This window comes from Nocardia sp. NPDC020380, assembly GCF_044386975.1.
Lineage (GTDB): Bacteria > Actinomycetota > Actinomycetes > Mycobacteriales > Mycobacteriaceae > Nocardia.
In genome coordinates this window covers 583,119-603,579 of sequence record NZ_JBIRVQ010000007.1, presented here as the reverse complement: position 1 = coordinate 603,579, position 20,461 = coordinate 583,119, and the positions used below count along the sequence as shown (strand labels likewise).

Sequence of the window (20,461 nt, the reverse complement as noted above, 5' to 3'; positions counted from 1 at the left end):
CGCTGTGAGCAATTCCATACGAGCGCCGACCGGAGCCGGCGCTCGACCGGATTATTCGGCGGGCTTCTGCGCGCGGCGCGCGGCCTTCTCCTCCGCTTCGGCGGCATCGAGGGCATTCGCCTCTTCGAGGGTGGGAGCACTACCGCCCAGGCGCGCCGGAACCCAGTAGGCGCCGGGCTCGTGGACGTAGTCCTTCTGCAGGTCGAGGAGCAGTTCCGCCATCGTCGAATGCAGTTCCGCGGTCAGTGCGGACGCGGGCTCGTACGGCTGGATGAGCTTGCCCACCGAGATCGAGATCGGAGTATTGGTGCGGCCCAGGCGCTTCGGATGACCCTTGGTCCACACCCGCTGCGCGCCCCAGATCACCATCGGGATGATCGGGACGTTCGCCTCGATGGCCATGCGGGCCGCGCCCGACTTGAATTCCTTCAACTCGAAACTGCGGCTGATGGTCGCCTCGGGATAGACGCCGACCAATTCGCCGGAACGAAGACGGTTCACCGCCTCGTGATAGGACTCGGCGCCGGCGGCACGGTCCACCGGAATGTGCTTGAGGGCCCGCATGATCGGACCCGACACGGCGGAATCGAACACTTCCTTCTTGGCCATGAAGCGGATGTAGCGCTTCGTCGTACGCGCGGGCAGACCCGCGTACGTGAAGTCCATATAGCCGGTGTGATTGATGGCGACGACTGCGCCACCGGTCGCCGGGATGTTTTCGTCGCCCTTGACGGTGAACTTCAGGCCCTGCGCAGCGAAGATCGTGCGCGCCAGCCCGATGACGGGGAAGTAGACGGGTTCCACAAGTCCGCTAGCGTAGTCGCTGCCCGCGCGGCATCCAGTGATCCAGGCAACACCTGTCAGCAGCAGTGACGTCTCGACACGAAAGAGGTTCGCCCGAGTGGTAAACGACCGGACAGCATTGCGTGAACACCTCCGCACGGGGCTGCTCGGAAGTCTCCTGATCGCCACGGCCTGCCTCGTGAGCGGCTGTGATCACTCCAAGGTCGGATTCCAGGGCACCGATTTCTACGCCACCGAGGAACCGGCGGCCACCGTGGCCGGGACCGCGCCGGCCATGCCCGCGGAGGTGGCGGCGGTCCTCGGGCAACCCGAGGCGGCCGGCGCGGTCGCGCGCTGGGCCACCGACCTGCGCACCCACGGGCTCGACGGGATGACGGATCGCTGCTGGACCATGGCGCCGCGCAATGTGCAGGCCATGTACGCCGATCCGGGACCGATCCTGGACGCGCTCGCACTCGCGGGCACGGCCGACGGCAGCACCGCCAGCTGGCGCAATGACGAGGTCACCGTCGTCGCCGCGGACAGCGATATCGCGTCCGGGTACGCCTGCCCGCGGGTCTTCCCGTCCGGCACCGAGCCCGCCTTCGACGATGCCGACGCGCGGCACACCGTGCGGCGGTTCCTGTCCCGGCTGGCCGGGAAACCGCTCGATCCCGCCGATGTCGAGAGCCGCTATCCGCTGCTGTGCGACGGCTCGGCGCCGGAGCGGTATCCGGCCGCCATCGCGGCGTTCGAGGATCAGGCCATCAAGTCCGATTGGCAGCGCGGGGACTCGATCACCGTGTCGGTACCCGTCACCAGCACCGCCGGAATCCAGAAGAAACAGACATACACCCTGAAGTCGGGCGCGGAGGGTTACTGCATCGGCGACGTCTCGGGCTAGCCAGTACTCTGGGTGGCTGGTAACGGTCAGGGAGGAAGAAGCTCGTGCAGATCACCAGCGTCGGACACGCCGGATTCCACATCCGCACCACGGCCGGCACGATCCTGTGCGATCCGTGGGTCAATCCGGCTTATTTCGGATCGTGGTTCCCGTTCCCCGACAACACCCAGCTGGATTGGGACGAACTCGGCAACTGCGATTTTCTGTACGTCTCGCATCTGCACCGTGACCACTGGGACGCGAAGCACCTCGCCGACAAGATCAACAAGGACACCACCGTCCTGCTCCCCGACTACCCGGTGCCGGACCTCAAGCGCGAGCTGGAGAAGCTCGGCTTCCACAAGTTCGTGGAGACCGAGGACTCGGTCAAGCACACGGTGACCGGTCCCGGCGGCGACCTCGACATCATGATCATCGCGCTGCGCGCGCCCGCCGACGGGCCCATCGGCGACTCCGGACTCGTGGTCTCCGACGGCGAAACCGTCTGCTTCAACATGAACGACGCCCGGCCCGTCGACATGGACGTGCTGCACGACTCCTTCGGGCACGTGGACATCCACCTGCTGCAGTACTCCGGCGCCATCTGGTACCCGATGGTCTACGACATCCCCGCCAAGACCAAGGCCAACTTCGGCAAGCAGAAGCGCCAGCGCGGCATGGACCGCTGCCGCTCCTACATCGAACAGGTCGGCGCCACCTGGGTCGTCCCCTCCGCGGGGCCGCCCGTCTTCCTCGACGACGAACTGCGCTACCTCAACGACGACCGCGGCGACGAAGGCAATATCTTCCCCGACCAGATGGTCTTCCTCGAGCAGATGCGCATCCACGGCAACGAGGGCGGCCTGCTCATGATCCCCGGCTCCACCGCGGATCTGCGTGGCAAGGAACTGAACTCGCTCACCCACCCGGTCGACCCGGACACCATCTACGGGGACAAGGCCGCCTACATCGAGGCCATGGCCCAGCGCATGGCGCCCGTGCTCGCCGCCGAAAAGGCCACCTGGGCCGAGGAAACCGGCGAACCGCTGCTGCCCGCGGTGAAGGCCAAGTTCGAGCCCATCATGGCGCAGAGCGACCTCATCTGCGACGGCATCGGCTACGCCGTCGGACTGGTCATGGGCGACGAGACCGTGGTCCTCGACTTCCCCAAGCGGGTCGTGCGCGAACCCATCGAGGGAGAAGGCAAGTACCGCTACGGATTCCGCATCGACCCGCAGCTGGTGCGCACCGTGCTGCGGGATGACGAACCCGACTGGGTCAACACCATCTTCCTGTCCACCCGCTTCACCACCTGGCGGGTCGGCGGCTACAACGAATTCCTCTACACCTTCTTCAAATGCCTCACCGACGAGCGCATCGCGTACGCCGACGGCTGGTTCAACGAGGCGCACGACGATTCGGCGTCCACCGAACTCGACGGCTGGGAAGTACAGCGGCGGTGCCCGCACCTCAAGGCGGATCTGTCGAAATTCGGTGTGGTGGACGGAAACACGCTGACCTGTAATCTGCACGGCTGGCAGTGGGATCTGGAATCCGGGCGGTGCAAGACCTCCAAGGGCCACGAACTGCGCTCACGGAAGCTCGACGCCCCCGCCTGACAGACGATTCCGGCCGGCGCCCGTGGCGGCGCCGGCCGGAGTTGTCCGCGGTTGGCTAGCCCTGGACGTCGGAATCCTTCAGCTCACGGGTGAGCCGCGAGGACCACGGGCACCACATGCAGCCGGGCAGGAACGCGCCGCACGCCTCGTCGAGATTGTCCTCGAGATATTCGATGCTCGAATCGCAGACTTCGATCGCCATGGTGAAGAACGAGATGGTGTCGGGGATGAGCGAGAAACTCCAGCCCGGGTTGTAAGGCTCCGGCCGTTTCCGGATCCGGCCCATCACATGGGTCGACATCGTTTCTTCACCGGACAGAATGCGGCGCGCTTCATCGATGCGCTGCTGGTTGGTCAGCTGGAAGACGAATTCTTTGCCGGAATAGTCGGTCAATGCGAAGTAGGCCATGATATTTCCCTCGCTTGCGCGGACGGGTGGATAGAGCCTTGCCAATCGATGGTAAGCCTCATAAAACGGCCATATCGCTGAATTCGGTTGCGTAGCAATAGATTTAGAGAACCGACCCGTTTGTTGCGGATTTCGACGGTCCGGCAGTTCGCTTTGTCCGAATTATCAAGTCGCGCACCGCCATAGCGCCGCGCGCCACCGGAGCCGACACCCGGCCCTCCGCATCGATCAGCACACCCGACGGGGTACCACGCACCCGATAGCGCAGGGCCGCCTCGTTACCCTGCTGCACCAGCACCGGAATATCACCCAGGCCCTGCGCCAGGCCCCACTCCGCATGCTCGTCCACATCGCCGTTGCCCAGCACGGCGATGGTCAGCACCTCCGACGTCCGGGCCTGCCAGCGCGGCAGCTCGCGGGCCAGCGCCGCGCACATCTCGCACGCCGGATGCACGAAGACCAGCAGCAAAGCCTTACCCGGCAACAGCAACTCGTCCAGGCCCGCCCGGCCGCCCGCCGTGTTCAGCACCTCGAACTCCGGCGCCACCGCACCCGGCGGCAGCCCTTCGCCGCCCAGCGTCGACAGCACCTGCTCATCCACCTTGCGGCGCAGCGTCCGCAACTCACCCCACAGCGACACCAGCACCGCGCCGAACGCCGCCGCCACCGCCATGGCCACCGCGCGATCCACCGGCAGCTCGCCCGGCACCCGCGGATCCGCCAGCGTCGCAACGACGGTCGAGCCCGCCAGCGCGATCAGCACCACATTGCGCACCACCGTGCCGCGGCCGATCGGCGCCGAACTGGACGCCCCGAAACACGAGCACGACGGCCGCTTGCCCTGCCGCAGCAAACGCACCACCGCGCCCGTGAACATGCCCAGCAGCAGAATCGCCAGAAAGGCTGCCGCGGCGGCGGTCCACGGCGGCAGCAGGGCCACCGCTACCACGGCTTCGACCGCGGGCAAGCCCCACGACACCGCCGGCACCCATGAAATCGGAATCCCGAACTCCCCCACCGCCTTCCGGGTCCCCACCCCATCGGCGAACTTCCCCCAAGCCGAGAGCCCGAACACGACGGCAAGTACCAGACGCGCGCACCACACCCCGTAATCGATAGCCATGACCGCACCATTGCACACTCATATGGACAGCGAATTACGAATCCCCCGACCGGCTTTCGATACCGAACAGCCGGTTGGTTCCATTCACCGGGAATCCCCCGCTAGAACGCGTGCCCACCGAACGGCACCGCCGTACCAGGCATTCGAAACTGGACGGTGCAGAATCGGGCGGTGATGGTGCGGCGATGGCTGGGGTTGGGGTTCGGGGGGTCCATCGGTGCTGCCGTGGCAACGCAGGCCCGGATCAACGGGGAGCTCGGCGAGAAACTCGGGGACGGGATCGCCGCGGCCACCATCAGCTTCGGGTCCGGACTGCTACTGCTCGGCGTGCTCTACGCGGCCGGCGGACGGCTGCGCGCCGGGATCGGACAGGTGCGAGACGCCCTCGCCGCGGGCGAACTGTCCTGGTGGCAGCTGCTCGGCGGACTGTCCGGCGCGTATTTCGTGGCCTGCCAAGGACTTACCGTCGCCACCATCGGGGTCACCGCGTTCACCGTCGCGGCCGTGGCCGGACAGCTGGTCAGCAGCCTGGTCGTCGATCGGATGGGGCTCGGGCCCGGCGGACGGACACCCATCACCGGATGGCGGATCGGCGGCGCATTGCTCGGACTCGCGGCCGTCCTGCTGGCCGTACTGGGACGCGGCGGCAATTCGACCGGAGCCCACGGCGGTTCGGCCGTGCTGCTCATCGTGCTGCCGCTCGCGGCGGGCGTACTGGTCGCCTGGCAGCAGGCGGTGAACGGCCGCATCGGAGCCGTCGGCGGACCGCTCTCGGCGACACTGGCGAACTTCGCGACCGGAACGGCGGCCCTCGTGCTCATCGAGGCGGCGGTGCTGGCCCGGCGGTCACACCTGCCCCACTTTCCCACCGCACCATGGCTGTATCTCGGCGGGCTGATCGGGATCACCTTCGTCTGGCTGGCCGTCCTGGTCGTGCGGTGGATCGGCGTCCTGCTACTCGGACTCAGCTCCGTCGCCGGACAGCTCCTGGCCTCGGTGGTGCTCGACACGATCGCACCGACCGGAACCGGACTGTCCGCCGCGGCCGTCACCGGCTGCGCCCTGACCTTCCTCGCCGTCGCACTGGCCACCCGCTCACGCCACTGAACGCTGACGCGCGCTGCGGCAGCCGATCACCTGGTCATCGCGGCCGCTACCACCTCCAGATAGCCAGTAGTCCACCCGCGAGCAGCAGGGGCAGGCCGAGCAGCGCGACCACGACCGGAATCGGGAGCCATGCCGACACCACGGCCACGAAGGCGAACACCAGGAGCGCGATCACCTCGGTGACGAAGCCCGAGACCGAGGTGATCGTGGCACGAGCCGGACCTTCGATCGCGTCCTGCAAGCGGGCCGAGGCGAGGACATCGGCATTGAAGTCCATGCCGTAGGCGATGCCGACGCAGGAAAAGCCCACGGCCGTCAGGACATACATCGCGGCCGGGTAATGGACGGCCAGTCCTGCCAGTAGCGAACCGCCTATGAACAGGCCACCGGCGACGCACAGTGCCGCCGCCATCGTGCGCGGCCGGACGCCCTCCGTCCGGCCCGCCAGCGCGGCGCCCGCGAGCGCGCCCACCATGGTCAGACCGACCAGCACCGCAGCCAGGGACGGCCTCGCGCCGGCATGGCCCGCCAGCAACGCGAAGTACTCATCGAAAGCGGTGACGCCGTTCAACAACGCCACCAGGATCACCCCGCGGCGAATCACCCGGACCCGCAGCGCTTCCCGAACACCGGCCCGCAGCATGCCGACATACCGCGCCGCACCGGACACCGCGGACTGCGATGAGACAGGCAGCAGCAGTGCGACTTCCGGCCGCGGCTCGTCGATCGATTCGGGAAGCGCGGCATCGGACATTGTCGGTCGTGGTGCGGCCGCATCCGTCCCGGGTTGCGGCGCGGCCGCGGGTGGGTCGTCCTCCAGGCTGTCGACGGCGGCCATGGACACTGCCTTCGGTGCGCTCGGGAGGGTCAGGGCGGTGGTCGTGTGCAGGGCGGCTATGGCGATGCTGGACCAGGAGACGAGGGGGTAGCCGCCCCAGGCGTAGAGCGGGGCCGCCGCGAGAATGCCCAGGAGGGCGGCGAATTCGGAGGCGGCGCGGATATGGCCGAGGAGACCTGGGTAGCGGTCGGTTGCCGATCGGGCGGCCAGGTCGTCGTAGATCAGGGCTTCGAAAGTGCCGGAGCGCAGAGAGCTCGACGCACCCCACAGGACGAAGCCCAAGGCGAACCCGGCGAACGAGGGATAGACGGTCCAGGCGGTGAAGCCGGCGGTGAGCAGGACGCCCGAGAGAACCAGGAGGGCGCGGCGGGAGACCGTGTCGGCCCACGGGCCGGTGGGGATCTCCAGGAGGAAGCCGGTGGCCGACCAGATGGCCAGCAGGGCCGAGATCCCGGCCGTGGACAGGCCGTGCGCCGCGAAGAGCAGCGCGTAGAGGGCGTAGAGGGGGATCAGGTCCGCGGTGAAGGCGAACAGGAGGGTGCGGGCGGTCAGGCCGCGCACCGGGCGGGAAGATCAACAGTTGTAGGTCAGGAGGCGCATGTGATCAATTCTGCGCGCCCGCGGGACCGCCGTCGAGAGGATTGTCGAGGGGGATCCAGCCGTTGGTGTTCGGTTCGTGGTCGGCGATGGCGGCGCCCACCAGGCCGTGACGTTCGTTGAGGTCGTTGATGAGTTCGGCCACCGGGTGCGAGTCGCTGTAGTGGTAGCCCTGGGCCAGCGCGAAACCCAGTTCGGTGAGGACCGCGGCCTGATATTCGGTTTCGACGCCCTCGGCGATCACCTGTAGGTCCAGGGACTTGCTCAGCGCCGCAATCACACCCAGCAGCGGCGGCGCGGGCGAATCGGAGCGGATGGCGGCCACGAAGGACTGGTCCACCTTCAGGATGTCCGAGGGCAGCGTGGCCAGGCGGCTCAGCGAGGAGTAGCCGGTGCCGAAATCGTCGATGGCGATGCGGACGCCGCGCTCGCGCAGCTTGTGCAGGTTCGCGATGGCGGTATCGGATTCGGCGGCCAGTTCGCTCTCCGTCACCTCCAGCACCAACTGATCCGCGGGCCAGCCCGTTTCGCTGAGAATGCCGGAAACCCGGTCCGCGTACTCGGTTTCGGCCAGTTCCAGGCCCGAGACGTTCACGTTCAGGGTCAGGTCGAGTTGCGCGAAGGTCTCCTGCAGGCGGGCCGCATCCGCGCACGCGCGGCGCAGCACCAGCTCGTCCAGATCCGAGATGAGGTCGTACTCCTCCGCGACCCGGATCAGGCCCTCCGTCGTCACCTCCGGCTGCGCGTGAGAAGACCAGCGCAGCAAGGCCTCCACACCCACCGCACGGGTCGCGCCGTCCGACAGCGACACGATCGGCTGATACTGCACGTCCAGGGTGCCGCGGTCGATCGCCTCGCGCAGTTCCACCGCCAGCGGCAGCTGCCGCGACGACTCCAGCACGGTGCGATTGCGGCCCGCCTGCTTCGCCCGATACAGGCCCACATCCGCGCGGCTCACCAGCAGTGATCCGGATTCGCCCGGCTGCCAGGAGGTCACGCCCGCCGAGCAACCCGTGGTCACCGCGGCCCGCAACTGCTCGGTCAGCAGAATCGCGGCCTGCTCGGTGGTACCCGGCAGCAGCAGCGCGAACGCGTCACCGCCGTACCGGGCCAGACGCTGGTCCGGCGCAAGCAGTTTCGACCAGGTGTCCGCCACCCGCTGCAGGACCGCGTCACCGGCCCGATGGCCGAGATGGTCATTGATCTTCTGGAAGCGGTCCAGGTCCACCAGCACCAGCGCCAGGCCCTGATCCGAGCGGGTCGCCTGCGCGATCGCATTGTTCAGCGCGCGATCGAAACCGCGGCGATTCAACAGACCCGTCAGCACATCGATATCGGCATCCGACGCCATCCGCGTCAAAATGCCCACCACGATGCCGATCCCGAACGTGATACCCGCCGGAATCAGACCCGACCACCAGGGCAGACCCCGCGACGGCACCACCCACAGACAGCAGGCGATGGCGAACGCCAGATGCGCGCCCAGCCACCGCCACGAGAAGAAGATGGCCGCATCACAGGCCACGAACACATAGAACGCCGCCAGGCTGATCGCGCCCACCGTATTCGGAAACCAGTGCACCGCAATGGTCACCAGCACGGTCGCCGCCGCCACATACCCGTGATGCACGGAATGCGGCAGCCGCGGACCCCAGATCAGCAGACTCAATCCCAGCAGCAGCGCGACCAGCGCCGCCACTCCGACCAGCGGCCGATTGCCCTCATCACCCGGAGCAACGGCAGTGAGTATGAGACCCAGCACCCCGCCCATGACGTAGAACGCCCCGGTGGTCCGAGCCATGACCATTGCTGTCGCCAGCGCCGATGCCGCCCGCACCCGCGTTCGGGTATCGCCGCGAGACCCGATTCCTCGCACGGGCACCAGCCTAAACAAAAGGTTTGCCGACGGTAGACACAACCGCCGGAAATGACCGCACCGAGCGCGAACGATCGGTTAACACAGGGATTCCGAAGCTCAGCGCGGCGTCAGGACGTCGGTTCCGACGAACGGCACCAGCGCCGCCGGCACCCGCACCGAACCGTCGGCCTGCTGATGGTTCTCCAGAATCGCGACGATCCAGCGTGTGGTGGCCAGCGTGCCGTTCAACGTGGCCGCGGTCTGCGGCTTGTTGTTCTCGTCGCGGTAGCGGACGTTCAAGCGACGCGCCTGGAACGTGGTGCAGTTCGACGTCGAGGTGAGTTCGCGGTAGGTCTGCTGGGTCGGAACCCACGCTTCACAGTCGAACTTCCGGGCCGCCGACGAACCGAGATCACCCGCCGCCACATCGATCACGCGATACGGCACCTCGACCGCGGCGAGCATGTCCCGCTCCCACGCCAGCAGCCGCTGATGCTCGGCATCCGCGTCCTCCGGGCGGGTGTAGACGAACATCTCCACCTTGTCGAACTGGTGCACGCGGATGATGCCGCGAGTGTCCTTGCCGTAGCTGCCCGCCTCCCGGCGGAAGCACGACGACCAGCCCGCATAGCGCTTGGCGCCGTTGCTCAGATCCAGGATCTCGCCCGAGTGATAGCCCGCCAGCGGCACTTCCGAGGTGCCGACCAGATACAGGTCGTCCTCTTCCAGGTGATAGATCTCCGCCGCGTGCTGCCCCAGGAAACCGGTGCCCGCCATGATCTCCGGGCGCACCAGCACCGGCGGGATCATCATGGTGAAACCGTTCGCCATCGCCTTCTGCGCGGCCAGCTGCAGCATGCCGAGCTGCAGCATGGCGCCCAGGCCGGTGAGGAAGTAGAAGCGCGAACCCGAGACCTTCGCGCCGCGTTCCATATCGATGATGCCCAGCGCCTCACCCAATTCCAGGTGATCCTTGGGCTGGAAATCGAAGGCGGGCGGCGTGCCGACGGTCTCCAGCACGATGTAGTCGTCCTCGCCGCCGGCGGGGGCGCCGTCCTGCACCACGTTCGACAGGGCGCGCTGGGCGGCGTCGAGGTCGGCATTACCGGCGTTTTCGGCGGCCTCCGCCTCCTTCACCTTCGCCGACAGCTCCTGGCCCTGCGCCAGCAGCTGCGGGCGCTCCTCCGGGGAAGCCTTGCCGACCTTCTTGCCGAGAGCCTTCTGCTCGGCGCGCAGCGTATCCGCCGTCGCGACCGCGGCGCGACGAGCCGCATCCGCCTCGAGCAGGGCATCCACCAGGGCCGGGTCCTCGCCGCGAGCACGCTGCGACGCACGGACCACATCCGGGTTTTCCCGCAGGAATCGAAGGTCGATCATAGGAGCAAGCCTATCGGCGGCCTCCACTGGATTTCTCACCGGGCGGACGTGCCCGGCCCGCCGCTGCGGACACCTTCGAGTCGGGCCCGATGAACGGTCCGAACGGACAGTTTTGGCCGGATCCCGCTAATTGTCGACTCGTTCATGAAGGTCAGGCCATAGTGATGGGCAGCTGCCGTGGTGAAGTCCGAGGAGTCCCCATGCCCCAATACATGCCGAGCACAGCCGATTTCGTCGTCGTGGGAGCGGGGTCCGCGGGAGCGGCGGTCGCCGCGCGACTGACCGAACGGCCCCGGACCAGCGTCGTTCTGTTCGAAGCCGGGGGCGAGGACAAGGACAAGTTCGCGCATATCCCGGCCGGGTTCAACCAATTGTTCGAGGGCGCCAACGACTGGAACTACCGCACCGAACCGCAGCCCGCGCTGGCCGGACGGCGGATCTACTGGCCGCGCGGCAAGATGCTCGGCGGGTCGTCGTCGATGAACGCCATGATGTGGGTGCGCGGGTTCGCCGCGGACTACGACGAGTGGGCGATGCACGCCGGGCCCGGGTGGTCGTACGAGAGCGTGCTGCCGTACTTCGAGCGCATGGCGACCGTCGAGGGTGGCAGCCAACCCGGCGAGGGCACCGAAGGGCCGCTCCACATTTCCAAGCAGCGCAGCCCGCGGGCGCTGACCCGGGACTTCCTGCAGGCGGCCACCGAGGCGGGGTATGCGGTCGAGCGCGCGAACGGTGAACGGCCGCAAGGGTTCACCGAGACCATGGTGACGCAGAAGCGCGGGGCGCGGTGGAGTACCGCCGATGCGTACCTGCGGCCGGCGTTGCAGCGGCACCGGGATCTGACGGTGGTGACCGATGCGCATGTCACGCGGGTGGTCTTCGACGGGAACCGGGCGGTCGGTGTCGAATACCGGATCGGCGACGAAACCAAGATCATGTACGCCAAGCGCGAGGTCATCCTCTCCGCCGGCGCCATCAACACCCCGCAACTGCTCATGCTCTCCGGCATCGGACACGGCGAAGACCTGCAGGAACTGGGAATCCCGGTGCTGCACCACAATCCGGCCGTCGGCCGCCGGCTGCGCGACCACCTCGCCGCGCCCATCGTCTACCGCACCCGCGGCGGCACCCTCTACGGCGCCGACAAGAACCTGCTCGAACTCGGCAACTACCTGCTGCTGCGGCGCGGGCAGCTCACCTCCAATATCGGTGAGGCCTACGGCTTCGCGCACAGCAAGGCGCAGGCCGGCGAGGATCTCGGACTGCCGGATCTGGAACTGATCTTCGCGCCCGCCCCTTATGTCGGCGAGGGCCTGGCCGAACCCGACGGGCACGCCATCACGCTCGCGGCCGTGCTGCTGAAACCCGAATCGACCGGACTGGTCGCCCTGACCTCCCCCGACCCCTTCACCCCGCCGCGCATCGAACCGCGCTACTGCACCGAGGCCGCCGACCGCGAAGCCCTGCTCGCCGGACTGCAACTGTGCGTGAACATCGCGAATCAGCCTGCGCTCAAAGGACATATCGGCGACATCATGCAGCCGCCCGTCCCCGCCGACACCCCGATGGAAGAAGTCCTGCGCCGCTGCCTCGAAGACCACTCGCACACCCTCTACCATCCGGTCGGCACCTGCCGCATGACCTCCGACGACAGTGGCGTCGTGGATCCCGAACTCCGCGTGCGCGGCGTCGAAGGCCTCCGCATCGCCGACACCTCGGTCATGCCGGTCATCACCCGCGGCCACACCCACGCCCCCGCCGTCCTGATCGGGGAGAAAGCGGCCGACCTGATCGCGCCCTAGGGGTGCGAAGCTGATCAGTTCATGGCGAGGGCTTGATCGCGCTGCAATGATGGGACGCGATGTCAGACGAACAGTTGCCTCCGCCTCCGTTCTCGCAGCCCGGTCCCGGCATGCCCGGCGGGCCTCGCGGCCGCGCCCGGAAGAAGGGCGGCGGGCTGCTGGGTCCCCTGCACACTCTGCGCGGGAAGCTCGACTCCGACGGCCCGCTCTCCGCGCCCACGCTGCGCTGGGGGCTGCTCGCGGTCGCGGTCGGCGCGGTCGTGGCCGCGCTCATCACGCTGCTCATCTCCGGATTCGATTCCGGGCGCGTGGAAGCGCACACACCGGGCGGCGCCCAGCCCACCGGCGCGGTCGCGGGCGCGGCCTTCGGCACGGCGCGGCAGGGCGACTGCCTCAACTGGTCCAAGCCCAATGCCAGCGACCTGAGCAAGGTGGACTGCGGCAGCAAGCATCTGTTCGAGGTGACCGCCGACGTCGACCTGAGCAAATACCCGGGCAAGGAATTCGGGCCCGGCTCACGCTTCCCCGACTCGCTGCGCTTCTCCGAACTGCGAGATGAGCACTGCGTCAGCGCCGCCCAGGTCTACCTCGGCGGAAAGCTCGATCCGCGCGGCAAATTCGCGGTCGGCCTGATCAACCCGGGCGAGGCCGGCTGGAAGGCCGGCGAACGCACCCTGCGCTGCGGGCTGCAGGTCGCCGGCAGCCAGGGCGTCGCCACCCGGCCCATCACCGGCAGCGTGCGCGACAGCAACCAGTCCAAGGTCTACGACGTCGGCACCTGCATCGGCATCAAGGGCAACCTGCCCACCGACCCCGTCGACTGCACCCAGCCGCACGCCTACGAGATCGTGTCCACCGTCGACCTCGGCAAGCAGTTCCAGGGCGGGCCGCCGTCCAAGGACGACCAGGACAAGTTCATGGAAGACCAGTGCGGCAAGGACGCCGGCGACTACCTCGGCGCGCCCGACGCACTGCGCAACAAGACACTGACGCTGTTCTGGGACTTCCTCGACGCCCGCAGCTGGCTGGCCGGCAGCCGCAGCCTCAACTGCATGGTCGGCAAGGGCGCGGACCAGGACGGGTTCGCCAGCATCACCGGCACCGCGCGCGGCGACATCCAGATCGACGGGCAGGCGCCGGTGCCGCCGCCCAACAACGGGCGCTACACGCCGCCGCCGCTGCCGGGCGCCGCCCCGCCGGTCATCCCGCCGTCGCGGTAGGGCGGGACCCATGCCGGTCCGGATGTCCGACGAGCGCTTCGAAGAGCTCGTCGGGGACGCCCTCGACATGATTCCGAAGGAATTGGCCGAGGCCATCGACAATGTCGTGGTGCTCATCGAGCCGCGCAGTGCCGACGACCCGCATCTGCTGGGGCTGTATCACGGGATTGCGCTCACCAACCGGGACTTCTCCCATTACGGGGGCGCGCTACCCGACACGATCACGATCTATCGCGAGGCCATCCTGGAGATGTGTCACAGCGAAGAAGAAGTGGTCGAAGAGGTGGCAATCACAGTGATTCATGAGATAGCTCACTATTTCGGGATTGACGACGACCGCCTGCATCAGTTGGGATGGGGCTGACGCGTCAGCTGGGAACCGATCAGCAAACCTCTGCGTCCAATCTTCATAACCGGGGGAAACCCAACTCTCGGAACTCGCGGCCCCACCACCCAAGGCCGTGGTCAGCCCCTGAAACCCCGGTGGAGCTGGGAAGTTGAACGTAGAAGGGAGTCTCATCATGGTCGGTCACGTTCTCGTGCAGCCCGAGGTCGTCCTCGCGGCGGCGCTGGAGCTGGATCTGCTGGCCGAACGCCTGACGGCGGCTTCGACTTTCAGCGGACCCACCACGCATGTCATCCCTTCGGGCACGGAGGAAGTTTCCTTTCTAGCCGCCGCCCACTTCAATCAGGCCGCGCTGACCCATGATCGGGCCGTTGCGCAGGGCATTCTCGAACTGCACCACGCAGCAGCGACGCTGCGCATGCAACTCGCGCAGTACCTCGCGCAGGACGCCTTGCGCGCCGCGGGTATCGACGCCATCCAGGTGTAGAGGGGAGATACACGATGACACTGGGGATCACCGGGGTGTTCTGGCTGCCCCGCATGGCCGAACTGAACTCCGTCACGCTGAACGCGGGGGCGCATGCCATTCCGATCTCGGCGGCCGGCACCTCGTGGGGCGTGCTCACCGCCGCCTGGGTGGACGCCACCACGACCGTCGCGCGGGTAATGGCCGAGGTGGGGGTGGGTCTACAGGGGTTGAACGGGCTCAATGTGCTGGCCCGGCTGGGCGGCTTCACCGTATGGGCCGAACAGCAGGCCGTAATGGCGGGAGTGATGGCCGGCAAGGCCTCAGCAAACGTCATTGCGTACACCGTCGCCTCCATCGCCATGCCCAGCCTGCCCGAGATCGCCGCGGTCGAAGCCGCGCGGGTCGCGGCCTATTCCAGCGGTGGCGCGCTCAACGGCAGCGCCGAAGCGGCCGAGGCCGCCAAGCTGGCCCTCGACATCCGGGCCGCGCTGGTCATGGAAACCTACGAGGCCGCAACGACTCTCATGGTCACCACGCCCGGCACCTTCCTCATGCCGCCGCCCATCGCGCTCGGCGCGGGCTCGGCCAACGGCGGGCCCGACGCCTCCAATGCCGGCGACCCGGTGCAGGCGGCCCTGGCGGCCGCGGCGGCGCTCGCCCAGAACCCGGCCGTGACCAGTGCGGTCTCGCAGGCCGCGCAGGTGGCGGGCTCGGTGGTCACCACCGGCGCCAGCAGCGTGGGAAATGTTGCGGGCAGCGCGATCTCGGCCGTCACCCAGCTGACCACCCAGGTCGCCGCGGGCGGCGGGCATCCGATGCCGATGATCGCCGAGGGCGGCCTGGCCGCCGCGGGCGTGGGCGGGGCCGCGCTCAGTACGCAGGCCGTGTCCTTCGGCGGCGGGCTCGGCAGCCTCGGGACCGTGAACATCGGAAACGGCGGCGGCACACTGAAACTCCCCGAGGGCTGGGGTGCCGGGCCCGGATCCGGCGGCGGCGCACCGGCGCCGGCCGCGGCGGTCGCACCGATCGCGGAACCCGTTGCGGTCGCGCCGAATACGTCCACGTCCGGGCCCGTGCGCTCGGGCAACCCGCTGCTCGGCGGTCAGGACGACGAGGACGAGACGCACCGCGGGCACGACTACGGACGTTCGGTCGAGCATTTCGCCGACGGGCGGGCGCTCGCGCCCTCCGTCATCGGCGGCGACCCGCTGGGTGAGCGGTGACCGTACTCGGCACCGGCCGCGGGCCGTCGCTGCTGGGCGCGGTCACGCTGTCCCTCGACGAAATGCAGTGCCTGCTCGAGACATTGGAGATCGACGAGCTGCCCGTGGTGCTGAATGCCATGGGCCGCTACGACAATGCCGACGAGCACGATGCCGCCCTGCGCGCCGCCGCCGGGACCCTCGCCGAACGCGGCCTGCTCGACGACGGGCAGGTGCATCCCGAACTGGCCGAGCGGCTGCGGGTACTGAACCGGCCGCACTGGGTGCTGGCATTGCGCTGGTATGTGCACGGCCAGGTCAACCGCCTCTGCCTCGCCAAGGGCGACGACCTGGAAGTGATCGCGCTGCGCGGCCCCGGCTCCTACGTGGTCGACACGGCCGGCCACGACCTCCCCGGCACCGTCATGGCGGCCATCGGCACCGCCGACCCCCTCGAACTGACCGGCATGAACGCGCCCACCGAAGAACTCACCCCCATCTTCGACGACGCCGGTGATGTCACGACCACCGCGAAAAACCTTGCCCGCGTCGGCAATCCGGACCGCGACGCGGCCGCCCTGGCCTCGGCGCTGATCCAGATCGACGCCCACGCCGAGATCACCGGCATCCGCTACGGCGACGGCAGCCGCGACGTGACCGACAATCACCTCGCCGTCTTCGACACCCGCCACGGCCGCTTCCTGGCCACCACCAGCCGCGCCGACGACGGCACCAAATGGACCTCCCTCGCCACCGGCACCCCCGCCCGCCTCCGCACCGCCCTCCAGGACCTCATCGCATCGCTACCGCTGCGCACCGACTTCCCGGCGACAGCCCACGACTGACGAAACACGGCCGGTCGCGCGAATCAGCCTGTGCCGGGGGCTAACCCATGGGGTCGTCGCCGGTGGGGGCGATGGCGCCGGTGAAGGGGGCCGGGTAGCGGCCCCAGCGGAGGCAGTCCCAGGTGCCGTCGGGGCCGGGGACGAGTTCGATGGTTTCGGTGTTGTCGAGGTGGTTGTTGGCGGCGAAGAGGCGCGGGACGCCGGTCAATTCGCGGGAGACCAGGCGCATGGCGGCGCCGTGGCTGACCAGGATGACATCGGGTGCGTCGGGGGTGGTGAGGAATTCGTCGCGCAGGCGGTACAGGGTGGGGATGTAGCGGTCCAGGACCTCGAGGCCGGATTCGCCGCCGGGGACGCGCGTGGCGAGTTCACCGAAATGCCAGGCGTGGTAGACGTTCTGGAAGGTTTCGTGCGCCGCTCTGGTGTTGAGGCCCTCCAGGTCGCCCAGCTGCACTTCCTGCAGATCGGGGAGCACTTCCAGGCCGATGCCGGTGGCTTCCTCGATGTAGCCGCCGGTCTGTCTGGCGCGCAGGGCCTCCGAGGAGAACAGGCGCTGCGGCGGGGTGGTGAGGTTCGCGCCGAACGATTTCGCTTGCGCCACACCGCGTTCGGTCAGTGGCAGGCCCGGCAGCCGGGTGTCGAGGATCTTCCCGACATTGCCCTCCGTCTCGCCGTGCCGTACCAGGATGAGTTTGCCGGTCACAGGTCGGCTACTCCCTTCTTCAAATCCGCCAGCCAGTCCGCCGCCGGTTCGTCGGGCGGCGGCGGGGTGCCCGTAGCCGCCGTGGCCGGCCAGGATCCGAGGTAACGGATCCGGGCGGCGGTGCGGTGCAGGGCTTTCAGGGCCTCCGCGACCGCGGTGTCGTCGATATGTCCGACGCAGTCCAGGTAGAAGCGGTAGGTGCCCATACCCGTGCGGGTCGGGCGGGATTCGATGCGGGTGAGATCGATACCGCGGGTGGCGAATTCGGCGAACGCCCGCATGAGCGAACCCGGCTCGTTGGCCAGTTCCAGCACGATGGAGGTGCGGTCGGCGCCCGTGCGCGGCGGCGCCGGTCGCGGCGGCGCGACCAGTACGAAACGGGTGATCGCCTGATCGACATCGGCGACGCCGTCGGCCAGCACACTCAGACCGAGGCGCGCGCCGGCGAGGGCCGTGGAGACCGCGGCGTCCGCGTGCCCGGCCGCGACATCCTCGGCGGCGGCGGCGTTCGACGCGGAAACGTACATCCCGGCCTGCGGCAGCCGCTGCGCCAGCCACAACCGCACCTGCGCGGCGGCCACCGGATAGGCGGCCACGCTGCGCACCTCGGCGAGCTCGAGACCCGGCCGGCCGAGGATCGTGAAGGCCACGTCCAGATCGGTCTCGGCGATGATCTGCAGGCGCGGGCCGACGGCCAGCGCGTCCAGGGTGGGTGCGATCGAGCCCTCCACGGAGCTTTCGATCGGCACCACCGCGCCCTCCACCTGGGCGGCTCGGACCAGTTCGATGGTCGCGCCCTGGCTGGGGGCCGGGACACGCTCGACCGGTCCACCGAATACTCCGGCGGATTCGAGTTTTGCGAGGGCCATTTCCGTAAAGGTTCCCGACGGCCCGAAGTAGGCGATGCGCGGCACGGTTACGACATTACTTGCGTGCGCCGGATCACCTTGTCCTTTGTGTGACTGAGCGGTAAACGCTTCCCAGACGGGGCGAGTTATGCATCGAAGACGCGGAGCGAGTGGGTGATCGCGTCGGGATCAGCGGATTCGATGGCGAGCAGGACCTCGTGCAGGGCATCGATCGCCGGTTGCTTGAGACCGGTGAGGAAGGCGATGTCCGGGGCGGCCAGGGCGGCGCGGATGTCCTCGCCCATGAGGGCGGCCACGGTCGCGGCGACGATGGCGACCGCGCGCTCGCCGGAATCGGTGCGGGCGATGAAACCGGTGTCGCCGTGGGCGATTCGGACCAGGAATTCGGAGACGGTCTCGTCGCCGGCGGTCAGCTCGAGGATTTCCGCGGCGCCGGTATCCGCGCTGATGGGACGCACCAGGCCCGCGGTGAGGGCGCGCTGTTCGGACCGGATGGGCACGGACAGCTGCATGAGGACCGGTTCGGACGCGGGGGCGGAATCGTGCGGCACGGGTTTCACCGTATGCGAGTGGCAGGGTTGCGCGAGATCACACCGTCACTTAGCTTAGGTTTACCTAATTCCCCTTGGAGGTGTGTATGCAAGAAGCGGCCCCGCTCGTCGCACCCAATACCGCCGAACGCGTGCACAGCGCCTGCGCTCACGCCGAGAGCGCACAACTCGCACTACCCGGGCTGGACCCGGCGCCCACCTCCGTGCACTTCCTGCGGCAGTGCGGCGACATCGTCATCGCCGTGCCCACGCACTCCGCGGCGGCCGGACTCGTCACCGGGTGCGGCGCACCGGGATCCCCCGCCGTCCTCGAACTCACCGACCACGCACCGCTCCCGCTGCGCGAACCCGTCCGCGCCCTGGTGTGGCTGCGCGGCTGGGTGCACGCCGTACCCGGGCACGCGCAGCGGGCGCTCGCCACCGCGGTCGCCGAGGATCACCCGCATCCCTCGCTGCTCGATGTCGGGCACACCTCGACGCTGCTGCGGCTGGTGATCGACTCGGCCGTGGTCGCCGACAACTCCGGCGCCGACTCCGTCTGCCGCGATCAGTTGCGCGGCGCGCGGCCCGACCCGTTCGTGGCACTCGAAGGCGCGTGGCTGCAGCACCTGCACGCCGATCACGCCGATGTCATCGACCGGCTGGCGCGGCGGCTGCCGCCGACCATGCGGCGCGGGGCGCTCATCCACCCGCTCGCCATCGACCGCTACGGCGTCACGCTGCGGGTCGAAGCCGTGGACGCCGATCATGATGTCCGGATCCCCTTCCCCTGCCCGGCCGACGATATCGAATCGCTGAGCCGCGCCGTACAAGCCTTGGCGCGCAATCCCTTCCGCGGCGGACTCGAACGCATCTGACCGACCTGGTGTGCTGTGCACGGACTCGGCGTGCTCGCCGCGACTTGCCGGGCTGCCGCTACGGCACGCGCCGAACCGGATCACCTGACCACCTCCGCACGCGCACAGTGCGGTAGTTACCGAACCTCATCAGGTCGCGCGCATACATTGGCTGCCATGTGTGCGGCTGCAGAGTCCGGTCCCGTGTGGCCGAAACCCGAATCGTCCGAGCAGGAACGGCGGGGCATCCGGTTCGAGATCGCGGTGGTGCTGGTCGTCACCTTCGGGCTGAGCGGGGCCAGCGCGGCGCTGTCGCTGCTGGAGAGCGCGCTCTCACCCGGGGGCGTGGGCGGGCAGACGGTCGCCTTGAATCCGTCCCGGGCCGCGCAATCCACCATCGACCTGTTCTTCCAGCTGCTGAGTGTGGCGCGGCTGCTGGGGTGGGCGGCACTGGGCCTGTACCTGTTGTGGCGCAGCGGGATCGCGCCGCACGCCATCGGACTGGTGCGGCGGCTGCGCCGGCATGCCGATGTGCTGCCGGGGCTGGTGCTCGCGGCGGTCATCGGAATCCCCGGGCTGGGGCTGTATCTCGTGGCGCACGCGCTGGGTGTGAGCGTGACCATCGTGCCCAGTTCGCTCGAACACTGGTGGCGACTACCCGTACTGGTGTTGTCGGCGTGGGCCAATGCGGCCGCCGAGGAGGTGCTGGTGGTCGGGTACCTGATCACGCGGCTGCGGGCGCTGGGCTGGTCGGAGAATCGGTCGCTGCTGGCGTCGGCGCTGCTGCGCGGCAGCTACCACCTCTACCAGGGGCTCGGCGGGGGTGTCGGAAACCTGGTGATGGGGCTGATCTTCGGGCGCTACTGGCAGCACACCAACCGGCTGTGGCCGCTGCTGCTGGCACACGCCCTCATCGATTCGGTGGCCTACATCGGGTACACCTTCCTGCACGGGCACGTCTCCTGGCTGCCGTGATACCCGTCTCCTACCGGGCCGTCATGCGATCGGAATGAACCACACCGCC

General features: G+C 68.5%; 20 protein-coding genes. 11 read left to right on the top strand and 9 right to left on the bottom strand.

The features are described 5' to 3' along the window. Positions 1-51: 51 nt before the first annotated feature. Complete coding sequence (locus ACH438_RS22410) at positions 52-804, bottom strand: lysophospholipid acyltransferase family protein (protein ID WP_397008123.1); 753 nt, start codon at positions 802-804, stop codon at positions 52-54. 97 nt (positions 805-901) lie between these two features. Here ACH438_RS22410 and ACH438_RS22405 point away from each other — a divergent pair, with 97 nt between their 5' ends. After that, positions 902-1,687: a hypothetical protein gene (locus tag ACH438_RS22405; protein WP_397008121.1), complete on the top strand. Its 786-nt coding sequence runs from the start codon at positions 902-904 to the stop codon at positions 1,685-1,687. A 44-nt stretch (positions 1,688-1,731) separates the two neighbouring features. Next, positions 1,732-3,285, top strand: coding sequence for a Rieske 2Fe-2S domain-containing protein (locus ACH438_RS22400; RefSeq protein WP_397008119.1), 1,554 nt, complete (start codon positions 1,732-1,734; stop codon positions 3,283-3,285). A 55-nt stretch (positions 3,286-3,340) separates the two neighbouring features. Here the strand turns inward: ACH438_RS22400 and ACH438_RS22395 are convergent, their stop codons facing one another. Both ACH438_RS22395 and ACH438_RS22390 read right to left on the bottom strand, forming a co-directional pair. Beyond that, a complete protein-coding gene (locus tag ACH438_RS22395; RefSeq protein WP_397008117.1) occupies positions 3,341-3,694 on the bottom strand; it encodes a calmodulin in 354 nt (117 codons plus the stop codon). 103 nt (positions 3,695-3,797) lie between these two features. Further along, complete coding sequence (locus ACH438_RS22390) at positions 3,798-4,817, bottom strand: MauE/DoxX family redox-associated membrane protein (RefSeq protein ID WP_397008115.1); 1,020 nt, start codon at positions 4,815-4,817, stop codon at positions 3,798-3,800. A 225-nt stretch (positions 4,818-5,042) separates the two neighbouring features. Here ACH438_RS22390 and ACH438_RS22385 point away from each other — a divergent pair, with 225 nt between their 5' ends. Further along, entirely contained in the window at positions 5,043-5,924 is an 882-nt protein-coding gene (locus ACH438_RS22385) for a DMT family transporter (protein WP_397008113.1), read from the top strand. Positions 5,925-5,970: 46 nt separating this feature from the next. On the opposite strand, the gene ACH438_RS22380 is transcribed toward ACH438_RS22385, so the two are convergent. From ACH438_RS22380 to serS, 3 genes are all read right to left on the bottom strand, one after another. Then, on the bottom strand, positions 5,971-7,323 hold the full coding sequence (locus ACH438_RS22380) for an MFS transporter (RefSeq protein ID WP_397008111.1): 1,353 nt from the start codon (positions 7,321-7,323) through the stop codon (positions 5,971-5,973). A 43-nt stretch (positions 7,324-7,366) separates the two neighbouring features. After that, a complete protein-coding gene (locus ACH438_RS22375; protein ID WP_397008109.1) occupies positions 7,367-9,160 on the bottom strand; it encodes a putative bifunctional diguanylate cyclase/phosphodiesterase in 1,794 nt (597 codons plus the stop codon). 174 nt (positions 9,161-9,334) lie between these two features. Next, the gene (gene serS / locus ACH438_RS22370) at positions 9,335-10,594 is read right to left on the bottom strand and encodes a serine--tRNA ligase (protein ID WP_397008107.1); all 1,260 of its coding nucleotides are present in this window, start codon (positions 10,592-10,594) and stop codon (positions 9,335-9,337) included. A 200-nt stretch (positions 10,595-10,794) separates the two neighbouring features. Here serS and ACH438_RS22365 point away from each other — a divergent pair, with 200 nt between their 5' ends. The 6 genes from ACH438_RS22365 (at position 10,795) to ACH438_RS22340 (ending at position 16,478) form a co-directional block, all read left to right on the top strand. Continuing rightward, positions 10,795-12,396, top strand: coding sequence for a GMC family oxidoreductase (locus tag ACH438_RS22365; protein WP_397008105.1), 1,602 nt, complete (start codon positions 10,795-10,797; stop codon positions 12,394-12,396). Positions 12,397-12,455: 59 nt separating this feature from the next. Then, positions 12,456-13,616 (top strand): septum formation family protein, encoded by a 1,161-nt coding sequence (locus ACH438_RS22360; RefSeq protein ID WP_397008103.1) that lies wholly within the window; start codon positions 12,456-12,458, stop codon positions 13,614-13,616. A 10-nt stretch (positions 13,617-13,626) separates the two neighbouring features. Then, a complete protein-coding gene (locus tag ACH438_RS22355; RefSeq protein WP_397008101.1) occupies positions 13,627-13,980 on the top strand; it encodes a metallopeptidase family protein in 354 nt (117 codons plus the stop codon). A gap of 157 nt (positions 13,981-14,137) precedes the next feature. Then, positions 14,138-14,449 carry a PE family protein gene (locus ACH438_RS22350; protein WP_397008099.1) on the top strand — a complete coding sequence of 104 codons (312 nt, stop codon included), beginning with the start codon at positions 14,138-14,140 and terminating at the stop codon, positions 14,447-14,449. Between the two features lie 14 nt (positions 14,450-14,463). Then, positions 14,464-15,654, top strand: coding sequence for a PPE domain-containing protein (locus tag ACH438_RS22345; RefSeq protein ID WP_397008097.1), 1,191 nt, complete (start codon positions 14,464-14,466; stop codon positions 15,652-15,654). Next, the gene (locus ACH438_RS22340; RefSeq protein ID WP_397008095.1) at positions 15,651-16,478 is read left to right on the top strand and encodes an ESX secretion-associated protein EspG; all 828 of its coding nucleotides are present in this window, start codon (positions 15,651-15,653) and stop codon (positions 16,476-16,478) included. Before ACH438_RS22345 ends, ACH438_RS22340 begins: the two co-directional genes overlap by 4 nt. Before the next feature lie 40 nt (positions 16,479-16,518). Here ACH438_RS22340 and ACH438_RS22335 read toward each other — a convergent pair whose 3' ends face one another. The 3 genes from ACH438_RS22335 to ACH438_RS22325 all read right to left on the bottom strand — a co-directional run bounded on the left by ACH438_RS22335 (position 16,519) and on the right by ACH438_RS22325 (position 18,601). Next, complete coding sequence (locus ACH438_RS22335; RefSeq protein ID WP_397008093.1) at positions 16,519-17,181, bottom strand: histidine phosphatase family protein; 663 nt, start codon at positions 17,179-17,181, stop codon at positions 16,519-16,521. After that, positions 17,178-18,095 (bottom strand): prephenate dehydratase, encoded by a 918-nt coding sequence (gene pheA / locus ACH438_RS22330; RefSeq protein WP_397008091.1) that lies wholly within the window; start codon positions 18,093-18,095, stop codon positions 17,178-17,180. The genes ACH438_RS22335 and pheA overlap by 4 nt, the downstream gene beginning before the upstream one ends. Positions 18,096-18,175: 80 nt before the next feature. Then, positions 18,176-18,601 (bottom strand): hypothetical protein, encoded by a 426-nt coding sequence (locus ACH438_RS22325; protein WP_397008089.1) that lies wholly within the window; start codon positions 18,599-18,601, stop codon positions 18,176-18,178. 86 nt (positions 18,602-18,687) lie between these two features. Between ACH438_RS22325 and ACH438_RS22320 the strand changes: the two genes are divergently transcribed. Continuing rightward, on the top strand, positions 18,688-19,458 hold the full coding sequence (locus ACH438_RS22320) for a DUF2470 domain-containing protein (RefSeq protein WP_397008087.1): 771 nt from the start codon (positions 18,688-18,690) through the stop codon (positions 19,456-19,458). A gap of 156 nt (positions 19,459-19,614) precedes the next feature. After that, entirely contained in the window at positions 19,615-20,412 is a 798-nt protein-coding gene (locus ACH438_RS22315) for a CPBP family intramembrane glutamic endopeptidase (protein WP_397008085.1), read from the top strand. The last annotated feature ends 49 nt before the right edge of the window (positions 20,413-20,461 follow it).